Annotated in this window: 18 protein-coding genes; 12 read left to right on the top strand and 6 right to left on the bottom strand. The window is 45.8% G+C overall.

Annotated features, from left to right (window positions below; translation table 11 throughout):
• Window positions 1-11: 11 nt before the first annotated feature.
• Window positions 12-2,693, bottom strand: coding sequence for a glycoside hydrolase family 16 protein (locus ACFI6J_RS03480; RefSeq protein WP_321824910.1), 2,682 nt, complete (start codon window positions 2,691-2,693; stop codon window positions 12-14).
• A gap of 394 nt (window positions 2,694-3,087) precedes the next feature.
• On the opposite strand from ACFI6J_RS03480, the gene ACFI6J_RS03475 reads away from it, so the two are divergent.
• The 5 genes from ACFI6J_RS03475 (at window position 3,088) to ACFI6J_RS03455 (ending at window position 9,754) form a co-directional block, all read left to right on the top strand.
• On the top strand, window positions 3,088-4,080 hold the full coding sequence (locus ACFI6J_RS03475; protein ID WP_168532766.1) for a cation diffusion facilitator family transporter: 993 nt from the start codon (window positions 3,088-3,090) through the stop codon (window positions 4,078-4,080).
• 115 nt (window positions 4,081-4,195) lie between these two features.
• Window positions 4,196-5,191 carry a YeiH family protein gene (locus tag ACFI6J_RS03470; RefSeq protein WP_342284780.1) on the top strand — a complete coding sequence of 332 codons (996 nt, stop codon included), beginning with the start codon at window positions 4,196-4,198 and terminating at the stop codon, window positions 5,189-5,191.
• 158 nt (window positions 5,192-5,349) lie between these two features.
• On the top strand, window positions 5,350-6,432 hold the full coding sequence (locus tag ACFI6J_RS03465; protein WP_458733681.1) for a methyl-accepting chemotaxis protein: 1,083 nt from the start codon (window positions 5,350-5,352) through the stop codon (window positions 6,430-6,432).
• Window positions 6,433-6,520: 88 nt separating this feature from the next.
• Window positions 6,521-8,026 (top strand): sensor histidine kinase, encoded by a 1,506-nt coding sequence (locus ACFI6J_RS03460; protein WP_278343837.1) that lies wholly within the window; start codon window positions 6,521-6,523, stop codon window positions 8,024-8,026.
• Between the two features lie 156 nt (window positions 8,027-8,182).
• Window positions 8,183-9,754, top strand: a complete 1,572-nt coding sequence (locus ACFI6J_RS03455) for a methyl-accepting chemotaxis protein (RefSeq protein WP_168463116.1) — start codon at window positions 8,183-8,185, stop codon at window positions 9,752-9,754.
• A 129-nt stretch (window positions 9,755-9,883) separates the two neighbouring features.
• Here the strand turns inward: ACFI6J_RS03455 and ACFI6J_RS03450 are convergent, their stop codons facing one another.
• The 3 genes from ACFI6J_RS03450 to ACFI6J_RS03440 all read right to left on the bottom strand — a co-directional run bounded on the left by ACFI6J_RS03450 (window position 9,884) and on the right by ACFI6J_RS03440 (window position 12,510).
• On the bottom strand, window positions 9,884-11,197 hold the full coding sequence (locus tag ACFI6J_RS03450; protein ID WP_462585705.1) for an ABC transporter permease: 1,314 nt from the start codon (window positions 11,195-11,197) through the stop codon (window positions 9,884-9,886).
• A complete protein-coding gene (locus ACFI6J_RS03445; protein WP_278343839.1) occupies window positions 11,197-12,000 on the bottom strand; it encodes an ABC transporter ATP-binding protein in 804 nt (267 codons plus the stop codon). The genes ACFI6J_RS03450 and ACFI6J_RS03445 overlap by 1 nt, the downstream gene beginning before the upstream one ends.
• A gap of 222 nt (window positions 12,001-12,222) precedes the next feature.
• Window positions 12,223-12,510, bottom strand: coding sequence for a YebG family protein (locus tag ACFI6J_RS03440; RefSeq protein WP_061096102.1), 288 nt, complete (start codon window positions 12,508-12,510; stop codon window positions 12,223-12,225).
• Window positions 12,511-12,756: 246 nt separating this feature from the next.
• Between ACFI6J_RS03440 and rpsF the strand changes: the two genes are divergently transcribed.
• The 7 genes from rpsF to ACFI6J_RS03405 all read left to right on the top strand — a co-directional run bounded on the left by rpsF (window position 12,757) and on the right by ACFI6J_RS03405 (window position 21,909).
• The gene (rpsF, locus tag ACFI6J_RS03435; RefSeq protein WP_014951120.1) at window positions 12,757-13,158 is read left to right on the top strand and encodes a 30S ribosomal protein S6; all 402 of its coding nucleotides are present in this window, start codon (window positions 12,757-12,759) and stop codon (window positions 13,156-13,158) included.
• A gap of 11 nt (window positions 13,159-13,169) precedes the next feature.
• Window positions 13,170-13,397, top strand: a complete 228-nt coding sequence (gene rpsR / locus ACFI6J_RS03430; protein ID WP_012519954.1) for a 30S ribosomal protein S18 — start codon at window positions 13,170-13,172, stop codon at window positions 13,395-13,397.
• 26 nt (window positions 13,398-13,423) lie between these two features.
• Window positions 13,424-13,876, top strand: a complete 453-nt coding sequence (gene rplI, locus ACFI6J_RS03425; RefSeq protein WP_012519953.1) for a 50S ribosomal protein L9 — start codon at window positions 13,424-13,426, stop codon at window positions 13,874-13,876.
• A 459-nt stretch (window positions 13,877-14,335) separates the two neighbouring features.
• The gene (locus ACFI6J_RS03420; protein ID WP_462555567.1) at window positions 14,336-17,521 is read left to right on the top strand and encodes an efflux RND transporter permease subunit; all 3,186 of its coding nucleotides are present in this window, start codon (window positions 14,336-14,338) and stop codon (window positions 17,519-17,521) included.
• Window positions 17,522-17,534: 13 nt separating this feature from the next.
• Window positions 17,535-18,623, top strand: coding sequence for an efflux RND transporter periplasmic adaptor subunit (locus tag ACFI6J_RS03415; RefSeq protein ID WP_101566222.1), 1,089 nt, complete (start codon window positions 17,535-17,537; stop codon window positions 18,621-18,623).
• A 96-nt stretch (window positions 18,624-18,719) separates the two neighbouring features.
• A complete protein-coding gene (locus ACFI6J_RS03410) occupies window positions 18,720-20,765 on the top strand; it encodes a TonB-dependent receptor (protein ID WP_061096100.1) in 2,046 nt (681 codons plus the stop codon).
• Between the two features lie 13 nt (window positions 20,766-20,778).
• A complete protein-coding gene (locus ACFI6J_RS03405; RefSeq protein WP_076011982.1) occupies window positions 20,779-21,909 on the top strand; it encodes a PepSY-associated TM helix domain-containing protein in 1,131 nt (376 codons plus the stop codon).
• Here ACFI6J_RS03405 and ACFI6J_RS03400 read toward each other — a convergent pair.
• Together ACFI6J_RS03400 and ACFI6J_RS03395 are read right to left on the bottom strand one after the other, a co-directional pair.
• Window positions 21,887-23,317 carry a histidine kinase sensor domain-containing protein gene (locus ACFI6J_RS03400; RefSeq protein ID WP_462555574.1) on the bottom strand — a complete coding sequence of 477 codons (1,431 nt, stop codon included), beginning with the start codon at window positions 23,315-23,317 and terminating at the stop codon, window positions 21,887-21,889. The two genes, ACFI6J_RS03405 and ACFI6J_RS03400, sit on opposite strands and share 23 nt — an antisense overlap.
• Window positions 23,314-24,003: a response regulator transcription factor gene (locus ACFI6J_RS03395; protein ID WP_014977663.1), complete on the bottom strand. Its 690-nt coding sequence runs from the start codon at window positions 24,001-24,003 to the stop codon at window positions 23,314-23,316. Before ACFI6J_RS03395 ends, ACFI6J_RS03400 begins: the two co-directional genes overlap by 4 nt.
• Window positions 24,004-24,039: the final 36 nt, after the last annotated feature.

Raw genomic sequence — 24,039 nt, 5'->3', positions numbered from 1 at the left:
CATTTGCTTTGTTACTGTGCTGCTATTTCTACATTGTCGATGCGATAAACTGCACCTTCGCCTTGCCCCCATGCTGGGAACATCATGATGACGTTGATAGCGCTGATATCTAAGCCTGCGTCATATAGGGTTTGTAGTGGGAAAGTGTATGTTTGCCATTCACCTTCAACCGGATCAGCACCTTCCAAGCTGGCCGACATTGGAAGTTCAACAGCAGAAGAGACATTAATGGACTCTACTTTGAACAACCAAGGAGCAGAGGCGTCGTTAGGCATTGAGCTTACTTTCATTTCAAACTTAATCGCGCCATTTGAAAGTAGTGATGAAGCATCGAATGATACGGTTTCATCAGCTAAGAAACCCATCACCGTTGGTGTAGCGCCAATGCGAAATTCTGCTACTGTGCCGTGTTCCGCGTCGTCTACTTCTTCAGTTGGCGTTGAGCCACCACAACAATCCCAGATTGACCATTGTTCAGCTGCTGTATCAGCAAAGAGCGTGATGCCCGCACCTGACGCATCTTCGCCGCTATCAGGGTGGTAAAATTTCACATTGTCTAAGCGATAAACCGCGCCTTCACCTGTGCCCCAAGCTGGGAAAACCATAATGACGTCGATAGCACTCACGTCCAAACCACGTGCCTGCAATTCTGAAATGGTAAATGTGTAGGTTTGCCATTCACCTTCCACAGGCTCCTGACCCTCAACGCTATCAGAGAGTGGCAATTCAACAGCAGTAGATGCGCCATTAGACTCGATTTTGAATATCCAAGATGCTTCGGCGTTACTAGGCGCACTCACTACGCGCATATCAAACTGCAATAAGCCACCGTCGGTAAGTGCTGTAGCATCGAATGGGGTGTCACCGCCGCCAGATTCTGGGCGCGTGATAAAGCCCATTACGGTCGGTTCTGCGCCAATTCGAAATTCTGCAGTTAGACCGTGTTCTTCGTTGTCCATTTCTTCAGTAGGGGTAGAGCCGCCACAGCAGTCCCACATAGGCCAGTTAGGGTTTTGCCCATCTTCGAAGATGACTAATTCTGGGTAGCTAGCTCCGCCTTCTTGCGAAATTTCTACGTTAGCCATGCGATAAACCGCGCCATTGCCGGTATCCCACGCAGGGAAAACCATGATGACATCGATAGCACTTGTATCTAAGCCTGCTGCTGCAAGCGCGCTAAGTGGAAATTCGTAAGACTCCCACACACCCTGTTCAGGCGCAGCACCAGCGGTGTCTGCGGGTCCTACATAGCCGTCCATCAGTGGAAGTTCTGCGGCAGTTGAACCTTCAGAACTTTCAATCTTAAATAGCCAATTAGTTGTCGCATTTGCAGGCAGCGATGTAACTTTCAGATCGAATTTAACACTGCCAGTTTCTTCCATTGGAGACGCATCAAACGGAGACGCTTCACCTTCTGGGTCGGTAATGAATTGAGCTCGACTGATAAAGCCCATTACCGTAGGTGTTTCATTAATAGCAAATTCGAAAACCTGTCCTTGCTCGGCATCTTCTACGAGTGCTGGTGTTGACCCACCACAGCAGTCCCACGCAGGCCAGTTTTGATTAGGTGTTCCGTCGAAAATAGTAAGGTTTTGTGCAACACCGGTTGACGGTGGTGAAGGGATAGGCGCCTCGCCTTCCACTAATGCATCGTCTAGTGAGTTGTAACCTGGGCGAACAGTTTCACAGCCCTTGCCGGTGTCTGGGTTCGATGCACATTCGTACACTCGAACATAATCGACCTCGTAAGTCTGACCTTCGGCAAACGCTTCAGCATCAATACCTGTTTCGTTTACGTTAGCTGGCCAGTCGCCACCTACTGCAAAGTTAAGGATAATGTAGAATTCTTGATCGAATGGCGCGTTGTCCCAGTGAGTGGTTAGCTCACCTGTGCCTTGCTCAAAGTATTCCGCATACCAGCCGCGGTGAGAAAGTCCAGTTGCGTCACCGTTTGCGTTATAACGAACTTCTGAACGACGCTGCGTAGCGTAAAGGTAATCGTCCATGTACCAGCGAATTTCGCCTTCTTGCCATTCAACGGCGTAGGTGTGAAAGTCGTCTGCTGGATTCGCTCCATCAGGAAGCGAGTAGGCTTTGCCTGAGCTATCGTTATTTGGCCATTCTTGACCATAGTGAAGGGTGCCGTGAATATGGCTTTCAGGATTGCCATCGGCATCTAGTGCCTTAAGGTTTACGGCTTCCATGATGTCAATTTCGCCAGAACGAGGCCAGCCACCGTAAACCTCATCAGTAGGCATCATCCAAAACGCCGGCCAACTGCCTTGACCAGAGGGTAATTTAGCACGCATTTCAATACGGCCGTATTTAAAGTCTGCTTTGTAGCGCGTGTTTAGACGGGCTGACGTATAAGGCTTTTGCGCTCCTTCTTCCGCGGGTAGAGCAACAATTTTTAGGCTACCGTCAGACACAAATGAATTGTCTTCGCTGTCGGTATAACACTGAGATTCATTATTGCCGCCACCGTCGCAGTTTACTTCATGAGTCCAGTTGTCATCGTCAATACTGTTCCCATCGAACTCGTCGCTCCATACCAGCTCCCAGTCAGAAACGGGTGCCGCAGGATCAACAACGTCGATGTCTGTAGATGTGGTTGCTCCGCCTCCACAGCCAAATAGGGTTGCGACTGAGATCGCGGCAGCTATCCGCGAAAGTTGAGATGCTTTTTTCGTCATTGTTTTCAGCCCTGATCTAAAGAAATTGGGTTTTTATGTAGTGGCAAATGCCACGTAAAAAGCTTTTTGTAAGCGCTTACAATTTAGGTCAAATAAAAATGGCTGTTTGAAAGCGCTTACATTACATTAAGCGACTGACACATAAAGATCAATACTGTTCTCAAAAAATTAACATTTGGCTGTCGGTCTTATTTTTGTTGTTTTTCGTTTATTTTTAAATAAAACAATAACATAAGATTGTATTAGAGGGTGGGTTAAAATTTAAAGGTGCTTGTTTCACTGACTATTTACAAATTATCTCAGAGACTTGTTAATGATCTGTGCTCGATATTTTGTTCGCACCTGGGTACACATCACGTTAAGCTCAACGTACGATCTCATGTGAGTTGTTATTATGCATCACCACAATCACAGCACTACCGCCTCTAATCATCATAAAGGTCAGCATCACGGCCATCACCACGGTGCGCATGCTGAAGCGCTAGGCACAGATTCCACACGCATTGGATGGGCGTTCTGGCTAAATTTCATCTTTACTATTATTGAATTCATCGGGGGGTGGCTTACTAACAGTGTCGCCATAATGGCAGATGCTGTTCACGATTTAGGAGACTCTCTATCCATAGGTCTGGCGTGGTATTTAAGTAAGCTCGGGAATAAAGCATCTACCGAAAAGTATACGTATGGCTTCAAACGGCTGAGCCTTATGGGAGCTATGATCAACGGCGTTATCTTGGTGATTGGCTCAATTTGGGTGTTGTCTGAGGCCATCCCTCGTTTATCTAACCCCGAAATGCCCGTTACAGAGGGTATGATTGGATTAGCGATCCTCGGTATTGTCGTGAACGGATTTGCAGCTTATAAACTCCACGGCGGTCATTCGATGAATGAAAAGGTGCTTAACTGGCACTTAATTGAAGACACGATGGGGTGGGTAGCGGTACTGGTAGTAGCCATTGTGCTCCATTTTGTTGAATGGCCTATACTCGACCCAATTTTATCTATTGGTTTTACGCTATTTATTTTGGTCAATGTTGTTCGGTATGTTGTGCAGACCATGTCTTTGTTTCTACAGGGCGTACCTGACTTGGCTACAAGGAATGCTATTAGCAACACGCTTTTGAAAATCGAGCACGTTGAAGAAATTCACCATGTACATTTTTGGTCGCTTGACGGAGAGCAGCACGTGCTTACTGCACACGTGGTAATAAACTGTGCAATAGACAATGACAAACTGAGAGCACTCAAAAAGGAAGTTCACGAGCGTTTAGCCCCCTTTGAACTTGCTCATACCACGATAGAGTTTGAGTTGCCGGGTGAGCCATGTCGTGATGATAATGACCATTTACACGCCCACTCTCATGAACACCAGCACGAAGAGATATAAGTTGCGTTTAACTCTGGCGAGAGTAGGGATTCGTTCTCTAGAGGCCTACGAAAATCAAGCTATTGTAGTGATAGGCCTTTTAAGTAATAACTATAATTAATTAATAAATAAAAGTATGAATATTAGATATCAAGCGATTCTCCCGGGAGTAAGCGTTTCGGTCATAACCGGCTTGGCGGCTCTTTTTCTCAGCGATCACTACGGTTCCCCTGCCATGCTGTTTGCTCTTCTGATAGGAATGGCTGTTTCTTTCCTCTATCGAGCCGATTCACCAAGTACCGAAGGTATTGATTTCTGTGCCAGTACTCTATTACGTACAGGTGTTGTACTCCTTGGTTTAAGGCTCGCACTTGAAGATTTAACGGCACTGGGTTGGGATACGCTGGGCTTATTGTGCTTTGCCATTTTAACGACTATTTTGCTTGGAATTGGCCTCGCTAAAATTTTTGGGTTAAAAGGGCAGTTAGGTGCCTTAACAGGAGGCGCAGTTGCCATCTGTGGCGCATCCGCTGCATTAGCTATATCTACCATTCTACCCAAAGGCCAGCACCATGAGCGAGATACACTAGTTACCGTTATTGGCGTTACCGCTATGTCTACAATCGCCATGGTACTCTATCCTATTATCGCTGTTCAGCTAAACCTGTCAGACAGTGAAGCCGGCATTTTTCTAGGTGGCACTATTCATGATGTTGCGCAAGTTGTAGGGGCAGGGTACTCGATTTCTCAGGAAGTAGGTGATATGGCGACGCTAACTAAACTTGTTAGGGTGGCTATGCTAGTTCCAGTAGTTATGATTATGGTGTTAGTCGTAGCAAAAACCTTATCTGTTGGTATCAAAAGCCGCCAAACAAACAGTCCTAAAATACCACTGTTTTTAGTCGGCTTCGTAATGATGATGCTCGTGAACAGCTTCTTTGTTTTACCTGAAAGTCTTGTAGAGATGGGGAGTCAAATCTCACGTTTTTTCCTCATCGTTTCCATAGCCGCGATTGGAATGAAATCAAACTTGGGTCAGCTCATCAATGTTGGTGTGCGACCAATAATTATTATTTTCGCAGAAACCTTATGGTTAGCACTCATCATTTTAGGGTACTTACACTTTTCGTAACGTTAGATAAGAAACTGGACGCGTCGTTTTAAATGTATCGAATTTAGAAAATCTGCCGATATTCAATGCATAACGCTACTTCAGACTAATAGTTAACTGGTCTGAATATCTGTTAATCTGAACAAAATAACTCTGTAAAAACATATCGGTAACCACACATGTTTGTATCTCGCAGTAAATACGAAGAAAAAGAAGCGCAAGTACGTATACTAGAAGCAAGAGTGCAAGAAGCCTTAGACAAAATTGACGTTTTAGAGGCAGAAAATAGTGAGCTCATTAATGCCATTGAGGCTGCAAGTAGCCAGCACGCATCGTCGAACGATTCCGTTGTAATGAAGTGCATTATTGATGGTATGCGTCAATTAGAAGGTATTCGTGAAACGGTGTTGACCACTTATCAGCGTATTGACGCTGAGAATCAGTCAGTGGCTAATATTCATGAGTTGTTTAGTGACTCTGCTACTACGTTAAGCAAAATTGTTACCGACATGAGCGGGCTTAATGTCCAAATGGGCAGCATGAGTGAGCGTATATCGGGGCTATCAACAACAGCAGATAACATTAATAAATTTGTTACTACTATTACGAGTATTTCTGACCAAACTAACTTACTTGCACTAAACGCTGCTATCGAAGCTGCGCGAGCAGGCGATGCAGGCCGCGGGTTTAGTGTTGTTGCTGATGAAGTACGCGCATTGGCGACAGAAACCAACAAATCAGCAACAGAAGTATCTGAGCTGGTGAACGGTATAATTCAGTCTACTTCCAAAGCGGTTTCAGGTGTTAATGAGCTGCGCGGTAACAATGAGCAGCTAGGGACCGGCATTAATCAGCTAAATGGCAGCTACGAAGTTATGGTACAACACTGTGACAGTATGAAGTCCACTATTAGCGAAGGCGCAATTGCTACGTTCATTCAAACAGTAAAATTGGATCATGTAGTGTGGAAGGCCGAGGTTTATGCGGTGCTGTGCGGTTACAGCAATAAATCTGTAGCGGACTTTGGCGATCATAAGAACTGCCGCCTTGGGCAGTGGTATAGCGACAATGCTAACAAAGCGATTGGCCAGACAACGGCATTCAGAGAGATTGAAGCGCCGCATGCAAGAGTACATAGCAGAGGAATAGCCGCAGTGCTAGCTAAACAAAATGGCGACAACGCTGAAGCTGATGCTAAGCTTATAGAAATGGAACAAGCCAGTGAGAGAGTAATAACACTCCTTGATAGGCTAGTTAGCTAGCGGCCGCAGAACTCTATGGTTCGATAGGCCCTATTGAGACGCATGGCGCTCTGAGATTTTATCGGCGATTTAAATGGAGGGCTTCTTGGTGAGTGAAACATCGTATTCCACCGAACACGAGCGTATTCTTGCGCTGGAAGCCCGCGTTAACTCGTTAGAGCGACAACTTAAGCGTCAAAAAATTGCGCGTAAAAACGCAGAATCTTTCTTAGAAACCTATTCTCAAGATGCTTATCTAGCAAACCAAGCGCTTAGAAAAGCACTAAATGATTCGAAGCAGCGAGAGCGAGAGCTGCTCTACCTCAACAGAGCTGCATCACAGCTTTCCAATGCCCAGCCAGGTAAAAGTTTTATATTCTCTGCCTTAGAATCGGCGGTGGAATTTAGTAATGCCCATTGTGGAAAAGCATTCATTGTGAAAAATGATGAACTAGTAGTGGGTGAAGATAACCAAGTACTTACTTATGAAGAGGGTTGGCGTAGCTCCCCAGAGCTTGCCGAATTGATTAAGTTTGAAACACCACTTTCCTTAAGGGACAGTTACTCCCATTGGTGTGTTACTGCAGTTCAGCGACCCGACACTCAAAAAGAAGCGCGCTTACTTCACTTCATGCATGAGATGGCAGACGGCGAATTCGCTTGGCTCGTGTTACTTACCAAAGACGATCACTTAGAAGAAGAAACGCTTCACGTTCTTGATACCTCCAAACATTATCTAAACATTACGTCTCGTTACCAGAACAAAAAAACTGAGCTCACCAGTCGGCAAATAGAATTGAGTTCGGTTAAAAAAGACAGAGACTTTCTAGAAGAAAGGCTGGTTAGTGCAGACAAGATGGCGATGTTGGGGCAACTTGCTGCGGGTATAGCACACGAAATCAATAACCCTATCGGCTATGTTCGAAGCAATACGGTGGTTGCAAAAGAAATTTTTAGCGACTATCAACACGCGTTAGAAGAAATAGGCAAGCTTTGTCGCACTGCTGGTGGAGAGGTAGAGTCGCAGTTCGAGGCGCTTGAAAAGCGCTTTTCATTACAAGAAAGTGCGAGCGAAATTACAGAGATGTTCAATGAATCTCACGAGGGCATTGAACGTATTATTGAAATTGTAAAAGCGCTGCGAAGTTTTTCGTATCCAGGCTCAGGAAAGCACACGCAAATAAGCGCTGTAGAAGCTATGAATACGGTTATCAAGCTAACGAACAACCTGCACAGGTACAAAAACAAAGTTAATTTAGAAGTACCGGATAAAGACGTTTATTTCCTTGGTAACGCAGGACAAATCCAGCAGGTATTGGTTAATTTCGTAACCAACGCTATCTATGCTACCCCAGAAGGAAAGTCTATCACCCTAAAAGTACAAAAAGATGAAAAGAACGCCATGCTTATCGTAGAAGACGAAGGTATCGGTATGTCGAAAGAAACACTGGATAGAATATTCACGCCCTTCTTTACAACTAAGCCTCCTGGTGAAGGAACAGGGTTAGGCATGTCTATTTCCATGACTATTGTCGAGGAACACAACGGAAAAATTAATATCACCAGTGAAGAGGGTAAAGGAACAAGCGTTGCGGTTTTATTGCCTCTAGTCTAAAGTATAAAGTGCTTCCCTAAATAGCTGATAGATTATAGAATTTCGTTAATCTTTGCTTCCTGCTAGACAGAATTATTTTATGTTCTAGTCTTAGGAGATAAGCAACATCTTATACGATTATCGGATGGTTGCTTTGCTACATGGAGAAAGCACCGAATGAGAAACAATCAGCCAGTTACCCAAAAAGAATATAAGTTTCCAGCACATCATCGCCTGATATCTTCGACCGATAAGCGCGGTGTTATCCAGCATTGCAATAGCGAATTTGTAGAGGCGAGCGGATATACTCGTGAAGAACTCATTGGTAAAAACCACAATGTTATCCGTCATCCAGATATGCCAGCCCCCGTATTCAAAGAGATGTGGCGTACTTTGGAATCTGGGCAGAGCTGGTTAGGTCTCGTTAAAAACAGAAGAAAAAATGGCGATCATTATTGGGTTTCGGCATTCGTAACGCCTGTGTACGAGGGGGAAACCGTTGTCGGCTATGAGTCCGTTCGAGTTCCAGCGTTGAATGATGAAATAACGCGTGCTTCCGGTGTTTATGCAAGAATGCAGCAAGGAAAGTCAGCGGTATCACCAATGTCGCGCTTAGCTCAAAACCTAATGCATCTGGCGCCTACGTTGCTGATAAGTGCTGTCTTAGTAATAGCTCTTGCATTTACCCACGGCGCCGCTGCGGCTGGTATTGCGCTAGCAGGGGCAATTATTTTAATGATTGCCCAAGAAACCAAGACAAGAAAAGACTGGGGCGCGCTGCTTTCTCTTAGCCCAGAAAGCTACGCTAATGAAACGGTGGCACAAACCTACTTCCCAGACCCCCCTCACATAAGCCAAGCCAAACTTGCACTGGGGTGTGAACTTGCCAGAAATCGCACGGCATTAACCCGAATTAAAGATGCGTCAGCGGGGCTCGAATCGATAGCTAACACCACGCATCAACAAGCAGAAAGCACCAGTGCCGCGGTTGTTCAGCAAAATCAAGCTACACAGCAAATTGCGTCTGCGGTAACGCAAATGAGTCAAGCGATTCAAGAAGTTGCCGAACGAGTAGAAAGTAACGCAAAGAGCGCAAGGACAGCGGCATCTAATGTAGAGACAGGCAACCAAAAAGCAGAACAAGCCATGCAGGCGATTGTCGCGTTGCGCGAGGCGGTTGAGTCTATCTCTACCACAGTGACAGAATTGGCTCAGTCAACCAGCGATATTGGCGAAGCGGCCAATATCATCTCGACCATCGCTGAGCAGACTAACCTGTTAGCGCTTAATGCTGCGATTGAAGCTGCAAGGGCTGGCGAACAAGGAAGAGGTTTTGCGGTTGTTGCCGATGAGGTTCGTACTTTAGCTTCGAAAACTCGCGAATCGACCGATAAAATCCACAACATCATTAATGAATTGGCTGAGCGTTCTGACCGCGCTGTTAGGGTATCGACGGAAGGGCTAGCTTCAGCAGAGCACGGCAGTGCTATAGTAGAAGAAACCCGAGGTGCATTGTTTGAAATTAACAATGCAGTGAAAGGTATCGCTGATGCCACGGTAGAGATGTCTTCAGCGGTAGAAGAACAAAGCACGGTGGCAGAGCATATTAACCAGCAGTTAGTAGAAGTCGCTGACGGCGCGTCTGAAACCCAGCGTTCATCTGAAGCATCGCTTGCAGCAAGTCACGATTTGCGCGCAACGGTTAATCAGGTTCACGAGCTAATATTGCGTTTCAGTACAGATAAGTGAGTAGGAGAGTAATACTCACTCCAGCTCGCTTAAGCTCGCTCCATTAAAAGACCTATTGCCTATTTGCGCACAGATGTGGGGCTAAATAGAAGCTGACAAAACCCGAAACAACGCTGTAGGCATGGGTATTTATGAGTTCGCGTTTAGTCCCGCGTGTAGGCCGCGTCTGTAGGCCGCCACAGCGGGGAATAGTGAAACCAAGTATGTGCACCCCAGTATCAGTAAAATGATAATAACACTGCTTTGTCCAAACAGCGGGCTGCTTAAAAACAACCCATAGGTACTGCTTAACCAAGGTTTTAGTGCGCTCATAAGCCCAGCTACCAAGCCTAAACTCAGTGCGGCACTCACAATCGTAAGCAGCATCGCTTCAATCTGTATGAGTAGCAGTAAGGTAAACGGTCCTGCGCCTATAGTTCGTAAAACGGCGATTTCTTGATAACGCTCCCTCATCGTTGCTAGCAGTATAGTCGCAAGCCCAATAAGCGCGCAGATGACGATAAGACCGGAAAGGCCAAGCAATAGCGATTCAACATTTCCCATAATTTGCCAAAGTTCTGCGAGTGCCATGCCCGGTAGAATAGCCATTAGCGGCTCTTTTTTACTTTGATTAATTTGATACTGAAGCTGCAGTGCAGTTACCCGATGTTTAAGCCCCAGCATCACCACTGATACTGACTCAGGCGTAAACGCTTCGCTATTGTAAACTGCATATTCTTTTGTATGCTCGTCATGCTCATGCTCATGCTCATGCTCGTTCGCCTTGTCAGCAGATTTACGGCCTAACATTGAGGTGGGCGAATGTTTAGGTCCTGTGTGGGCTTCTTCAAGTCCCTGTAGGGTAACGTATACGGCTTTATCTACGGGCGTACCGGTTTTCTTAACTATGCCTGAGATAGTGAAAGGGTGATCATCATGGTTGTTGAACGATACGCTACCCAGACCATGGGAAATAATAATCTTATCCCCTACCTTGTACCCCAATGATTTGGCGATATCTGCGCCAATAACGGTAGACAGTGGCTGCGTAAATGTCGAGCCTGCTGCCATTTCAAGTGATTGCATATCACCGTATTTAAAGTGGTCGAAAAAGCTGTTGGTCGTACCTACTACTCTAAAACCTCTGTGGGTATCACCCAAAGATAGTGGGATAAGCCACGATACCTGCTTGTTAGATTGAAGCGCCGCAATACTTTTATATTCAATACCTTTGGTGGGAGTGCCTATATTAAACACTGATGACAGGAGTAAATTAAGCTGTCCACTTGGTGCGCCAACAATAAGATCTACACCAGAAACGGTGCGCGTAAAACTGGTTTTAACTTGGGTGCGAATAACGTCCACGCACAAAAGTAAACTAATGCTGATGGTAATGCTTAAAAGTGTGAGGATTGCCGTTGTTTTCCTGCGCTTTAAGCTTTCAATAGCAATGGTACTTAGCATTACGCACGCTCCTGTGCTTTTGTGGCCTCATCGCCTCGCGTTTTTATGTGGTTTGTACTTGGGCTTAATTCACTCATGCTGCAGTGGCGGTCGAAATAACTCTCCATGGCTTTATCGTGACTAACAAAAATCATGGTGCTTTCACCTGCAACGTCTTTTAGCAGCGACATAAAACTATCTCTGGCATCGGTATCTAGGGCAGAGGTAGGTTCATCGACAATTAATAATTGTGGGTCGTTAATCAGTGCTCTGGCAATGGCAACGCGCTGCTGCTGACCAATACTCAATGCGTCAGCTTTCGCATGCAGCACGTGAGAAGGCAGCTGTAGCTTGTCCAGTAAATGACGAAGCTTTGCGTCTGATGCTGTCTTGCTGACGTTTGTACTTGCAAAATACACCGCCGCATTAATGTTCTGTGCCACAGAAAGGTAGGGAATAAGATTAAATTGTTGAAAAACAACGCCGATATTGCGTGCTCTAAACTTGTCCCGCTGTCGGTTCGATAATGTGGAGAAAGGCTGCGCTAATAAGGCAATGTCGCCCTGAGTTGGAGTTAATGTTCCGCACAGCAAATTGAGCAATGTGCTCTTTCCGCTACCCGAAGGCCCTGAGAGAAAAACGTGCTCACCTTGCGAAACTTGCCACGCTTTAATGTCAATGATGGGGGGGCTTTCTTTGGTGTACGAAAACTGTAAATTGCTAACTTCAATCGCTTTGTTGCGCTCTTCAGTCACTGCACTGCGGCCTTCAACTACTGCATTGCGCTGGGAGTGAGTGCTATTGTTTTTATTGATGGTATTCACGCTAAGCCCGACCTGTATTTACGTCTTATGTTCACATTAGCAAAAGCGACACGTCTGTTCACCCAGTTAAAAACCAGAGAAAACACATTGCCGCGTTGAGGTAATGTTATCAAATAACATTTTTTCGTATAGCTATGCTATCAGATCTCATCAGCCTAAAGCGGCAATTGCTCTTATTAATTGCTCATCATAACGACGCAAAAGAAAGGCGCGCCTAAATTATCAGCCGTTAGCTTGTAGCTTTACCACTTCTGCGCTTTCATCTTCTAATACGCTTTCTGCGGTAGCGCCTTTGAAAATCTTACTGATTTTATCTTTGTTTTTAGACAGCATAATGGTGAGTTCTTCCACTACGCTATCGTCTAGCTTAATGCCCTTCGCATAAATGTAGTCAGCAAGGTTATCCGCTGCATCGAGCATTTTGTCATACTGATCGGCTTCTTTTTTGTCGGTAGTTACCAATTTTTCTACCCCTTTGTGCGTAACAACATACTGTGTGGTAATGGCCATGGTAGGTCCCCTGTTTGTTAAAGACACAAAAACTGTACAGTATTTTACTGTATAAATAAACAGTATTTTGATTAAATGTCTGAGCGTAGTGTTTGGGGAAAGGGCAAATGATTGTTCTAAAGGTGATTAATGCTTGTGCAATTAGTAACTGCTGCGTATAATGCGCGCCCTTACAGCCATCCCAATTCGTTCCTTGTCTCCATACAGTCGGCTGTACTGTCGAGGCTACAACCGTAAGGAGCTATAATGCGTCATTACGAAATCGTATTTATGGTTCACCCTGATCAGAGTGAACAAGTACCTGGTATGATCGAGCGTTATACCACAATCCTAAAGCAAGACGGTGGTCAGATTCATCGTTTAGAAGATTGGGGCCGTCGTCAACTGGCTTACCCAATTGAAAAGCTGCACAAAGCCCACTACGTACTAATCAATGCTGAAGCGTCTGCAGAAGCTGTTGATGAATTGGAAAATGCTTTCCGTTTCAACGACGTGATCCTACGTAACATGGTTATGCGCACTAAGACTGCTGTGACTGAGCCTTCTCCAATGATGAAAGAAGAGCCTCGTCGTGAGCGTCGTGACGATTCTGCTCCTCGCCAAGATCGCGCGGAAAAGAAAACTGAAACCACTGAAGACAACGCTTAAGGAGATCACCCATGGCTCGTTTTTTCAGACGTCGTAAGTTCTGCCGTTTCACTGCAGAAGGTGTGACTGAGATTGATTACAAAGATATCGCTACTCTGAAGAACTACATCACTGAGAGCGGTAAAATTGTCCCTAGCCGTATTACTGGTACAAGCGCAAAATATCAGCGTCAGCTGTCTTCTGCGATCAAGCGCGCACGTTTCCTTGCGTTGCTTCCGTACACTGATTCACACAAGTAATTTGGCGAATATAAGGGTTAGCTAAGATGAATATCATCCTACTAGATAAAATCGCCAACCTTGGCGGCCTGGGCGACCAAGTGACTGTTAAGTCTGGTTACGCTCGTAACTTCCTTTTCCCACAGGGTAAAGCGGTTCCTGCAACTAAAGACAACGTTGAAAAGTTCGAAGCACGTCGTGCTGAACTTGAAGCGAAAATTGCTGAGCAACTAGCTGCTGCTAACGCACGCGCTGAAAAAGTTGCTGAGCTTGCTGAAGTTACAATCGCAGCTCCTGCTGGTGACGAAGGTAAACTATTTGGCTCTGTTGGTACTCGTGACATCGCTGATGCAATCACTGCAGCTGGCGTTGAAGTACAAAAAGCAGAAGTTAAACTACCTACTGGTACTCTTCGTGAGACTGGTGAGTATGACATCGACTTACAACTTCACTCTGACGTTATCACTTCAATCAAAGTGATCATCATTGCTGAAGCGTAATCGCTGACGTATTTGAAAAAAGCCGCTCCTAGAGCGGCTTTTTTTTGCTCTAAATTTTTGTTCGATACTTAAAGACCAATACCAATCCGCATAGATGATTGCCCACCCAGAAGGCGCTGGCAAGTTTCCTAACAAAGCGTGGGAATGCAGGAATGGCCGTTGCTTTTCAAATTCCCAGAGTGAAGCTTGCCAGACCTTCCCGAAGGGCGAGTTTAAAATATCCCTACCCTCACTCCACGTCGCGACGCCTAATTAACGATGGGTGTAAGCAAATATGTCCAGCGCCGACAAATGGCGTATTTTTGAGGTCCACTCATCTGCGATAAATAACGTTTTTTAAACGGTATTTAAACAAAATGTTAATAATCGCTGAAATTCTTAGTGTCATGGCTTTAAACTTTTTCTGTCATTCCTGCGACCTATAGTAAACCAAACAATAAAAAGCATAAGTGCCATATTATGGACATCACTAAGCAAGCAATAAAAAACGCGACTGGGGTAGGTATCGGAATAACGCTACTGGTATTTTTAGGGCTATATAGCCTGTTTAATTTACCGGTACAGCTGTTTCCTGACATTGAAAGACCGAATATTAACATCCAGACCTCGTGGCGCGCTGCTTCGCCCCAAGAAATTGAGTCGGAGATCATTGAACCTCAAGAGGAAGTGCTGCAAGGGATCCCTGGCCTTGAGTCGATGAATGCATGGGCAAACCAAGGTAATGCGTGGATTAATCTAGAGTTTGGTTTAGATACGGACATGCAGAAAACGCTCATTGAAGTGATTAGCCGCATGAATCGCGTACCGCCACTACCTCGCGATGCCTTGTCTCCTAATATTATGCTTGCTGGAAGTGGGGGAGACGCCCCCGCTTTGACCTACTTTTTTCTTCAGCGCCTTCCGGGCAATCCAAACGAAATTAATACCTATGTAACCTTTTTTACCGATGTCATTAAACCTCAGCTTGAATCTATCCCGGGCGTTGCAAGGGCGCGTATGGAAAGCGGGGTTGGCGGCGTTGAGGAGTTTCAAATTGTTTTCGACCCGTTTAAAGCGGCGCAGTTAGGCATTGACCTAACGGCAGTTGCCAACGAGTTGGGGCGTGCGAATGATATTTCAGGTGGCTTTGTCGATGTGGGCAGAAGACGCTATACCCTGCGTTTTGAAGGTCGCTACGAGCCTACGCAAATGGGTGAAATGATCCTCGAATGGCGAGACGGCAGCCCTATCACGCTAAATGACATTGCCGAAATTAAAATCACCCGCGCTGACGGTGCAAACTACAGTGTACAAAACGGCAATCCGGCTATATCTATTCGCGTAGACAGACAAAACAACGCCAATGTTTTAGCTACCTTAGAAGCCGTAAAAGCAAAAGTTGCACAAATAAACGAACAGGACTTGGCCCCTGAACAGTTAGTAATGGCGCAAAGCTTCGATGCCTCAGTGTTTATCTATAGAGCGGTGCAGCTAGTTACCAGCAATTTATTTATAGGCGTGCTGCTTGCCATTGCCGTGCTTTGGCTCTTTATGCGCCAGCTGCGGGCAACGCTCATTGTGGCATTGGCCATTCCTATCTCACTACTTAGCACTTTTGTGGTGCTTCAACTTACCGGTCGCTCGCTCAATATCATTTCACTGGCAGGACTCGCCTTCGCGGTAGGTATGGTGCTAGATGCCGCTATTGTCGTGCTGGAAAACATTGTAAGAACGCGCAAGAGCGCCGAAGCCGAAATCGAAAATAAAGACCCAAATTCACAAACGCACATGGAGGATTGTGCCCATCGGGGAACGAAAGAAGTGTTTGGTGCCCTCATGGCGTCAACAGCCACCACCGTTGCTATTTTTATTCCCGTCATGTTTTTGGAAGATGTTGAAGGGCAATTGTTTGCTGACCTCGCTCTTACCATTGCCATTGCAGTGTGTATGTCGCTAGTGGTTGCGGTAACGGTATTGCCCGTCGTTGCCGCTAAATACCTTAATGGCAACATGCCAGCTGATAGCTTACAGCGGGTATGGGCTAAGATAACCCGCGCTATTATGTCGCTATCAAGTACGCCGCTTCGCCGCCTTGTATTAGTCATAACACTCATGGGCGTGCCTATTACAGGTAGTGTTTTGCTTATGCCTTCCATGGATTATTTGCCGCCCGTAAAACGCGATGCCGTTGACGCCTTCTTAAGTTTGCCTGCGGGTGCCAGTGAAAACTTTATTAGTGAAGAAGTGATGCCAATTATCGTTGAGCGACTGCAGCCCTATATGGACGGAGAAAAGCAGCCAGCGCTGAAAAACTACTACATTATCACATGGCCAAATGGCGGAAATTTGGGTGTGCGCGCTAAAGATCAGTCTAAGGTCAAAGAGTTAGAAGCCATTGTTCGCGATGAAATTTTAAAGGATTTGCCGGATACACAGACCTTTTCACAACAGGGCAATTTGTTCGGCGGCTTTGGAAACGGTCGCTCAATCGACATTCATCTTCAAGGTACCGACCAAGCCATGCTCGGCATCGCTGCGCAAGCAGGTTTAGATAAATTGAGAGAAGTTTTCCCTAACGCTAATGCGCGTTCGAATCCTCCACTAGAGCAAGCTGAACCAGAGCTTCGCTTTTACCCTAATGACAGCCGAATGATGGAAGTCGGGCTAAATCGCGGCAGTATGGGGAACCTGGTACGTGCCATGGGTGATGGTATGTATGTGGGGGAGTACTTCGATGGCACCAAACGCATGAATATTATCTTTCGCTCAGCACCTTGGTTCACACCCGAAGACTTAAACAGTACGCCAGTCATGACACCATCAGGCGAGGTGGTGCAATTAGGCGAACTGGTAGGTATTGAAAGAGCCGTAGGTCCGAGTCGTATTCAGCGCATTGATGGTCGAAGAACCCTTACGCTAAACGTAAATCCGCCAGAGGGTATGAGTTTAGAAGAAGCCATGAAAGTGATTACCTCTGAGGTTGAGCCCGCCATTATGGCCATGATGCCTACCGATGGCGCTATCAATTATGGTGGTAGCGCGGATAGCTTAAAAGGCGCTATTGCCTCGATGGCTGATAACTTTCTTTTTGCCATGGTGTTGCTACTGCTGTTAATGGCGGGGTTGTTTAAATCGTTAAAAGACAGCGTGCTGGTAGTACTTTCTATTCCGTTAGCCACGGTGGGCGGGGTTATCGCTATTCGTATCATGAACATCTTTACCTTCCAGCCCATGGACCTGTTAACCATGATTGGCTTTATAATTTTGCTAGGGCTCGTGGTGAACAATGCTATTTTACTTGTGCATCAGACTCGTATAGGAGAGCAAGAAGGGCTGACCCGTGATGACGCGGTAGAACAAGCCATCAAACTACGTTTACGGCCTATCTTTATGAGCACGCTGACTTCAATCTTTGGCATGCTGCCCCTGCTGTTGCTACCAGGTGCAGGCAGCGTTATTTACCGAGGTCTTGCTGCTGTTATTGTGGGAGGAATGACGGTGAGTACCATATTCACCTTGCTATTACTGCCTACCTTGCTGCGTATGACGACTTCAACGTCACCTGTAAATATACTCAAACCCCTGGCCGAGCGCATAGAGAGCGCTGGCGCTTCGCCGACTACCTCATCCACCGTAAAACAAAATAAATACAACGATCATGTGTAAGGAAAAGACAACCATGAAAGCAATGACTTCAACTCTCGCCCTTAGTGTGTTTGCCTTATTTGCAAGCAGTGTATCGTTGAGCGCACACGCACAGGATAGCAATCAACCACCGCCGGTGCTGGTTCAAATAGATGAAGCCAGAGAGCAAGCGATTTCACAACTAACCTGGGTTCCTGGAACGGTACTAAGCGTTATCGATGCAAACCTTGCTTCTGAGGTAGACGGTCGCATCACTTGGATGGCAGATGTAGGTGATGTGGTGAAAGCGGGGGAGCCTTTAGTTAAAGTCGACGATACTCGCTTAAGCATTACCCGCAATCAAAATGCCTCAAATATTGCCAGATGGCAGTCGCAGGTTGAACTGTTTACCAAACGACTCGGGAGGTACAAAAACCTTCAGGCCAGTCAAAACACGTCCAGAGGCGAGTTAGAGGAAGTGGAAGCAGACTTAGAGAATGCTAAGCAGGAGTTAGCGCAAGCCAAATTGGATTTAGAATTCACCGAATATCAGATAGCACAAAGCAGTATTCGTGCTCCCTTTACGGCTTTGGTGGTTGAAAGGCTGCAGTCGCCGGGCGAATACACTGGGGTAGGGCAAACCCTGCTTCGCGTGGTAAACCCTGATAGCGTTGAAGTTCAGGTGCGCGCACCGCTCAACGTATTACCCTATATTGCTAACGGCATGAGCGTTAGCGTTCACAATAACGTGAACCAAGTAGAAGAATCTATTCGTGCCATTGTACCGGTAGGCAACAGTACATCGCGCATGATGGAGCTACGAATTGCCATCAACCCCGGTGACTTTCCTATAGGCAGTGCAGTGCGCGTGGCGCTGCCTAGCAGCGATACTCATGATGGTGTCACTATACCCCGCGATGCACTGGTACTAAGAAAGTCGGGCACCTTTATCTATCAGCTCAATGAAAATAATGAAGCGGAGCAAGTTAAGGTGACAACCGGGGTGGGGATGGGCGATAGAATTGAAGTGTTTGGCGATGTGAACCCAAAGCGCTCGGTTGTGGTGAGAGGAGCTGAACGTCTGCGTGCAGGCCAGAAAGTACGTTACAACAATGAGCGTGAGTCTTTGACAGCGAAGAACTGAGAGAATTGTAACAAATGTAAAAGTGCTATCCATTTAGACTAAAGTTAATGAGAATGTTTCTTATTTGTAATTGTTGATTATCAAATGGAGACATCCTTGAAAAAGTTAGTTTTAGCCAGTGCAGTATGCACGCTATCCAGTCCGGTAGTATTTGCGCAATCCCTAGAAAACCAGAATGAAGAAACCAAGTCTATAGAGCGAGTTGCTGTGGTAGGCGCAGCAACTAACTTGAGCATTACTGCCGAGGATATTGAGCAGTTTCAGGCAAACGATTTAGCTGATGTTTTTAGAGAGTCTCCGTCGGTCAGCGTTGGCGGATCAGTAGGTGTCGCGCAGAAAATCTTTATCCGTGGACTAGAAGATGCCTACCTGAATGTAACCGTAGATGGCGCGCAACAAACCTCAACCCTATTTCACCACATTGGCCGCGTAACGCTAGATCCCGATCTTTTGAAGCAAATCGATGTGCAGGCTGGTGCAGGTGAAGCAACCAGTGGCCCAGGTGCCATTGGTGGTTCAATCCGCTTTAAAACCAAAGATGCACAAGATTTATTGAGAGGCGACGAACAATTTGGTGGTCGAGTAAAAGCGAGTTATTTCTCAAACGAAGGCACCCGATATAGCGGCAGCCTTTATGGAAAGCTAAGTGATTCATGGGGCTTGCTAGGTTATTACAGCACGGTTGACAGAGATAACTTTGAAGACGGCGACGGCAACGAAGTGCTGGGTACTGCCGCAGATCAAGATCTCATGTTCCTTAAAGCCAGTGGTTACATTGCGGATAATCAATACCTTTCAATAAGTGCAGAGCAACGCGATGAAGAGGGTGAGTTTTCGGCAAGACCTAACTGGGTAGTACTAGAAGGTGCTCCACTTTATCCTAGTGAAGCAGAGCGTGATACCTACGTAGCGAACTACCGCTTTGACCACAGCGCATTGGTTTTCTTAGAGGCCACTGCATACCAAACTTCATCATCGTTCCGCGGCGGCCGTTTCGATTTCTTGTCTGATATCGATACCTATGGTTTTGATATTAGAAACACCACCGACATTTCAAACCACGTATTCACCTACGGTATCGACTATCGTAAAGATGAGGTAGAAAGTGGTCCTGGCGTAGGTCCTGTGCAGAACGCAGAAGAAGGCAGCGTAATGGGTATTTACGCGCAAGCTCATAGCAATATCACACCAGAGTTGTTGTTGAGCTACGGTGTTCGTTATGACGACTTTGATTTTCAGCAACAAATCTTGATCGATGACTATTACGGCACACCCGTTACCGATGAGCCATCTGGACTAGACGACAATGAACTTAGCTTTAACGTCGGTCTTGAGTATCAGCTTACCGAAGCTTGGACCCTTGGTCTTGGTTACGCAGAAGCGGCGCGCGGTAAGCAAATTGGTGATGGTTTCACGCTTGACGAATACTTATATGATGGTGAGGACGTTCCCGTTGTAGCCAGTGACGTGGTGCCTGAAACTGTCACCAATATTGAAGCGTCAATCGAATACAGCGCGAATAACCTTAATGCGCGCCTTAGCGCCTATGAATCTACTATTGATGATGTGCTATTTAGCGGTTATCAAGGAAACTCGGTATTTAATAATATCGGCGACCTAGAATCATCTGGCGTAGAGTTTAACCTTGCGTATCGCTGGGACTCTGTTGACGTGTACTTTGGGTTTTCAAGCGTAGATGTTGAATTGATGCCTCGTGAAGATCTGTACAGCGTACCCTATAACAGCATCGATATTAACGGATACGAGTTTGTTGGCTTAGGCAATAGTCGCGGTGATACGTGGGTACTTGGTGCAGATTACACCGTTACTGCAGACATTAGCGTTGGCTTTAACATCACTATGGTTGACGACATCAACATAGATACACTACATCAGGCCTTGGAAAACGGTTGGACCGACTCGCTTTATTCACTTAACAAAGCAGACTATACCCTAGTGGATATTTATGGCGAGTGGGAAGTCACAAACGACCTTCGCTTAAATCTGGCGGTAACGAACTTGTTTGATGAAGCGTATATCGACCATTCAAGTGTGGGTGACTACAGCGAAGTATTCCCAAGCGTTATTGGTCCGCAAGAAGCTGGACGAGATATTCGTTTGTCTGTGACTTACGATTTCTAAGCAACGCCTTTAGATGAACTTTTCCACGTTTAAAAGGTGGGTCTTTTGGGCCCACCTCTTTGCTGGCTTATTGGCCAGCATTGTCGTTTTCATTATGGCTTTTACCGGTGTATTACTCACTTACGAGCGCCAGTTCAAAGAGCTAAGTGAAATGGCTTATGCACAAACGATTGATATCGAAAAGTCGGTAATCTCGACTGAGCGGGTTGTATCAATACTTCGTGAAAAGCATCCTAACGAAGCGCATATTTTTGTTCGATGGGTCAATAGCGAGGGAGCGGCAATTCCCGCATGGGCCGGCGAACACAGCTATCTTATTCACCCCTATACCGGAGATATATTAAGAGAAGGAGAAGGGGTCGTTGAAGAAGCATTTCATGTCATAACTGACCTGCATCGATATCTTTTAATGGAAGGGGATTACCAATTAATTGGCAAAACCATAACGGCTTATAGCAATCTTATTTTTATTTTTTTGCTGTTATCGGGAGTCATCATATGGTTGCCCAAACACATATCGAAAAAATCCTTAAAGCAGCAAATGTGGTTACGGCAAAAGTACACTAATAAACAGCACCGTCGCCGACATTGGCATTTTGTTTTTGGTATGTGGTCACTGCCTTTTTTAGTTGTGATTGGACTAACGGCTACCCTGTTTTATTTTGAGTGGGCAAACAAAGCATTGTATGGAATGTACGGTGAACAAGTCCCTACTCGCGAAAAGAAAGCTATGCCTGAGACGCTAGACGCCGACGTTGTTAGTTACGACACGCTATTTACCAAAGCTCAGCAACACGCCAATGAAAATGGCTATCAGGATTGGTATTCCATGTGGATGGAAATTGGCAAAAGTGAGGGTGTTGCACGGTTTTATATCGATAAAAGTATAGGGCACCGGCAAGAGTTAGCGTATTCACTGTATTTCGACACGGGAACCGGTGACATCACTAGGACACTTTACAAAACCGATTGGCCCAAAGGGAGTCAGGCTTGGGGTACTTCCCGCTTTTTGCACACGGGAGAATACTTTGGCTTTATAGGGCAGACCATTGCAGGGCTGGTAAGCTTGCTTTGCTGTATCTTAGTTTATACTGGCACACTACTTGGTGTGCAGAGACTTCTCAATTTGCGAAAGCAGCATTAAAAGACTTAGGCAGGGTAATGGTAACGACTAGCCCTGTTTGCTTTGTAGCACTAGCGTCTCTATGTAATGCGTTGTCTTTGATTAGTGCAGCGCGATTTATCGCTGATATGTCGCCGCCCACAGCGGCAATTTGACGTTTCGCCAGTGCAAGCCCAAGACCAAAGCCAGAGCGCTTTGCGGCATGTACGTAGTTTTTGGCTGCCCGTGCCTTGTCTACCCTGAAAAAAGGTTCGAATATGGCGTCTAGCATTGATTCAGGGACGCCGGTGCCTTCGTCTGTAACCGTGATAACATAGTTATTATTATCGCTGGTCAGCGTTAAACTCACTTTGCTTTGCTCAGGGGTATGACGCAAAGCATTACGAATAATATTTTCTAACGCCTGCCCCAAAGCAAGCTGGCTGCTCTTTTCAATATTCGCGCATTCAGGTGTGTCGACATGCAAGGTTCTATCAGGGTATTCAAACCGCGCATCTTCACAAATAACATTGATAAGTTCTACCAAGTCAAAGTCATCGCTGTTCAATTGTGGCGATTCTGTATTTAGCCATGCAAAGGTTAGGGTATCTTCAACAAGCTCTCTCATCGTGCTCGCTTCATAACGCAGGCGTGAAAGTGCTTGTTCACGATTAATGTCTTGCTCTACAAAGTCTATTGCCATATCAATGCGGGCAAGAGGCGTGCGAAGCTCGTGAGAGAGATCAGCAAGCAAACTTCTTTGATTATAAATGAGACTGCTGGTTCTTTGGGCCATCTTGTCGAACGTTTGGGCAAGCCCAGTAAGTTCGTCATTTCGCTTGGGCATTGCAGCCATTGCACGGGCTTCTAAATTGCCATTTGCGAAATCTTTTGTGGCATTTTCTAATTGCTTAAGTGGCGTCATTAGGTGTCGATACAGCATAAAACTCAACAGACTTAATATCACTAGAGGTAATGCAATTTGAAGCGTTAAGCGTGTGGCGAGCAATAACGAACCTGGGCGCATACGCTGTGGAAGTTGAATTAAAAAGTGCGTGTTGTCATCGACGAAGGGGACTTCCATCACAGGGTTCTCTGAAAAGTACAAATGTATTTTCCATTCGGGGCTGCGGCCTATTTGAAATCGGTCAACAAACTCATCTAACATTTGGGTGTCAGCGAATGTGGTCATTTGAGAGTGAACTACGGCAAGCCACGTGTCCTCCTTTGTCTTCACTTCTTGCAAAAAAGCAGCTAACGCTTGTTCTCCATCCTCCAGGTAGATTTTCTCCGCTTCTTGACCATAGGAATAAAGAGTTTCTTGATGAGCTTTATCGATAAAACTCATGCTGGTCTCGGTATGATTGGTAAGCCACGCGATGGCCCAAAATAACAGAACAGTACCAACGGCAATAAATGCGCACAGTCGCCATAGCAGTTTATTTTTCACGAAAAGCGATATCCTTGGCCGTGGACAGTGGCAAGGCGTTCAGGGGGCATGCCAGTCTCAACGAGCTTTTTGCGTACTCTAGACAAATGCATATCTAAGCTTCGGTCGTACCTCGAAAAGGGTTTGTTAAGCACACTGTGATAAAGAAATGCTTTGCTCAACGTTTCCCCTTTGTTATCTACTAACATCCAAAGAAGCTTAAATTGTATTGGCGTGAATTCGAGTAGTCTTGAGTGGTATTTGGTAACTTGCTGAATGCGATTTAAATAAAGCACATCAACAATGATTTCCGACTTTTGCGTGCCTGAGTCGTTTAGTGTTTTGCTGCGTCGCAACAGTGCGTCGATGCGAAGCATCATTTCAGTAAAATTGAAGGGCTTGGGTAAGTAGTCATCTGCGCCCTTACGGTAGCCTTCAATCCTTTCTTGCTCGGCACCTGACGCGGTGATCATCATCACCGGGGTTTGCTTTATTTGCCTTAATTGGTTTAACAGCGACAAGCCGTTTAAAGAGGGAAGGCGTATGTCGAGTAACACAAGGTCAAAGTTCTCCTCAAGCACAGCTTGTAATCCAGCATTACCGTCACTTTCGTGGCGAGTGTCAAATCCTCGAGACTGCAACAGCTGTGTGATTTGTTCACTTAACGTCGCGTCATCTTCAACAATGAGTATTCGGGTTTTACGCATAATGGCTTCAGGAAAGAATTTTAAACATACTATTAA

The organism is Alteromonas sp. G4i13, from assembly GCF_054960505.1.
This window is presented reverse-complemented; position numbering and strand designations above follow the sequence as displayed.